Below are 3,168 nucleotides of genomic sequence, written 5' to 3' on the forward strand. Positions count from 1 at the left end.
CCTTTTGGTCTAATTATGATAAAATGGAAATATAAAAATATAGGAGAAAGGTGATAATATGCCAAAACAAAAAACTGAAAACGAAATAATATATAACGGTAAAAGTCGATGGAGAAACCTAGATACAGGTGAAATAATAGAAACTGATGAAGTCATAAAGAAAACTCCTAGAAATGGTTTTATGATCACATATTTAACTGCAATCGTTCAATTAATAGATAGTTTAGGTAATAAAAAAATGCAAGTTGTAAAATACATATTAGAAAACATGGACAAATCAACAAATACGTTAATTATAACTACAAGAGAATTGACCGAAAAAAGCAAGGTATCTAGACAAACTGTAATAGACACATTAAAAACACTGGAGCAAGCCCAAATAATTACTAGAAGAACTGGAGCAATAATGATACATCCAAGCCTTGTTCATCGTGGTAAAGATACAAAAGAGAAATACTTACTTGCTAGATTCGAAGATTTTAATAATAATAAGGCTCCAATTAATGCAGTTGAATAAACCGCCCAAGAATTGATTCTAAGGCGGTTTTACCTTTCCATATCATATCCTCGTTGTTTAGTCATTTCGTTTTTATGTTCACGCTCAAAGTAATCCTCTACTTCCCTTCCAACTAGTTCATTCTTAACAAGCCCTCTAAACGTTTTAAATTGCTCTTTAAAGACTTTTTTCGTTTGTTGATATAAAACCTTTACGTTTATCTTCAAATCGTTTATATGAGCTTGTAACGAGCCTATTTTTGTATGTAATTCTTTATTTCTCTCTCTCAACTCCGCATTAATCTGATGAGATGCTTTTAAATTGTTAGACAAGCCCTCTACTTGCAGGTGTAATTTTTTATTTTCTTCCACCAAATCTGTACTTTGCAAACGTTCATAATCCCTTTTGACCATATAGGCAGCGTTCACCATTTTTTGTACTCTTTTCAATTCGTTCGTTCCAATAATCCAATTCCCAGTGTTTTTGGTTATCGTTTCTGTTTTAAATAATCCTTTTTTCACAACCTCTGTTTTTTTCTCTTTCCCTTTTGCATTGATTTTGATTTCTTGTGGTAATTGTTCACTGAGATCTAAAAGCTTTTTCTTTTTACTTTCAAATTCTTTATCTAAAGATTGGATTTTTCTCTCCAAGTCTTTTTCTTTTATCTTTATTTCCGCATCCATCGCCTTTTTTTGTTTCTCTATTTCTAGAGAATGCTTTTTTAAATCCTTAACGGTATCAACACCAATCGTTTTATCATTTAAAATTCCATCTTTGTAGATGTGTGGTATTTCCTTTTTCAAAAATGTATCTAAATCTTGGTGGAATGTCTTTAAATCTTTTCTTGTTAAAACCTCTTTGGCTGAAACTTTTTCCCGTTGTTTTTTCTCGTCCCAAACAACAGGCATAAAAGCAAAATGCATATGAGGTGTTGTTTCGTCCTTATGTACGTTAGCGGACAATACATTTTTTTCACCGCCATAACGATTCGCTAAAAACTCATAGGTTTTTTCAAAAAATTCACGTTGTTCTTTTTCTGAAGTCCCCTTCAAGTTTTCTGGTAACGTAACAACCCAATCACTACAAACTTTTACATCTTTCCGATTCAAACAATGTACTTCACGTAATCGATCATTCATGCGGGAAAGTGTATCTCCTTCTTTTTCGCATAAATCATAATTTAAATTTGACCGCTCATTATCAATCTCTTGATTCGAATGATTTTCTGTTTTTCTGTCCCAATGAATCGATAATCCTTGTACGCTGCCTTTTGTATATTTTTCTACATGAGCCACAAGTAAGCCCCCCTTTTGGTAATCAGCATAGCACGAAGATTGAGAGAATCCAATAATTTGGTCTAGCACGTTATACCAAATTTCATTTGGACGTGCTCTGCGAGGCTCGTTGGCTTCGCCAAACCATGCCTTGCATGGCAAAAAAACCTCGGACTTTGTCCGAACCTACAAGGGGAACTCTTCCCCTTGACCCCATCAATCGAACTCCCCAACCCCTCAATCCTTGAGGGACTCCCTCGCCGGTTGGCAGGCCAAAACGTTTGACGTTTTGACAGGCCAAGAGGGTGAAGAATCAATTGCACGTGTCAATTCCTTAATGCTCCTTTCATGGATCAGCACAAACCGCTGACCCCTTCCAGTCCGCTTACCATTGACACTTACCGCTAATTTTTCCTTTTCCAACAATCGCTTTGCAAATTACTCCAAACATATGTGTTTCCTATTCGAATGAATATAAGAGTAAAGTACATAATAAATATGAAATATACCTTCAACCTTCAACTGTTACCCCTAAAAAGAACCCTATCCAACATTAGGGTTCTTTTTTCATACCAAGCCAAAAATAAAAAAGGCTTATCCAGTTATATACACATTTTTGTCCCCTGCATACACTACTTATGTACAACTGCCTACTTGATAAATTGCCATACAACAGAGTGATTGAAAGGGGATTTTATGAATTATTCATTTAATAAATCTGATAAATTAATCCCTTTTAAAAAGAACTACGGGTGTTCAAAAACAGCCTGTAGGGACCCTTGTAGTTCAATACCAATAAAAAAGTCAAAATCCTATATAGTGGATTTTGACTTTTTTATTGGTATCCCCCTTGTTTTTGGGTGTGAGTGCTGGCTGGGGGTTTGGGGGCTAGCCCCCAGGAACTTAACGTAATTTTATATGGCATTAGTGAAATTCTTGAACGATAGATCAAGGCGGTTCGGCAGGTACAATTGCTAGTCCAAGTCGTGCAACTTAAATCCTCGTTTTTGGTATGTTCGGCTTGGCGACATGCTCACACCTGCCGAATTTCACTATGCAATAGCAAAAGAGTGGAGATTTTTTGAGTGGTTTTCTCAAAAAATACTACTCGACTATTGCATTGTGGAAAGCCCTCTAAAAAAAATGAAAAAAGAATATATTTAAGGCGATATTTATCGCCTTAAATATATAGAAAAGAGTAAGCAGGGGGTAAAAAGTAGATTTTAAGCTGATATATAGCTATTGAAGGGCATTTTCTTTGGTCTAATTTTTTATACTTTTTGGTCTAATTTTTTATACCTTTTGGTCTAATTTTTTTTGACCTTTTGGTCTAATTATGATAAAATGGAAATATAAAAATATAGGAGAAAGGTGATAATATGCCAAAACAAAAAACTG

General features: G+C 34.7%; 2 protein-coding genes. One reads left to right on the forward strand and one right to left on the reverse strand.

All coding sequences use genetic code 11. The annotated features are described in order from the left end of the window. Positions 1-58 precede the first annotated feature (58 nt). Positions 59-517 carry a replication/maintenance protein RepL gene (locus tag PDQ68_RS28370; RefSeq protein ID WP_001125937.1) on the forward strand — a complete coding sequence of 153 codons (459 nt, stop codon included), beginning with the start codon at positions 59-61 and terminating at the stop codon, positions 515-517. Between the two features lie 29 nt (positions 518-546). On the opposite strand, the gene mobV is transcribed toward PDQ68_RS28370, so the two are convergent. Further along, positions 547-1,791 (reverse strand): MobV family relaxase, encoded by a 1,245-nt coding sequence (gene mobV / locus PDQ68_RS28375; RefSeq protein WP_000951564.1) that lies wholly within the window; start codon positions 1,789-1,791, stop codon positions 547-549. Positions 1,792-3,168: the final 1,377 nt, after the last annotated feature.

The organism is Bacillus cereus group sp. Bc010, from assembly GCF_027716745.1.
Classification (GTDB): Bacteria; Bacillota; Bacilli; order Bacillales; family Bacillaceae_G; genus Bacillus_A; species Bacillus_A pacificus.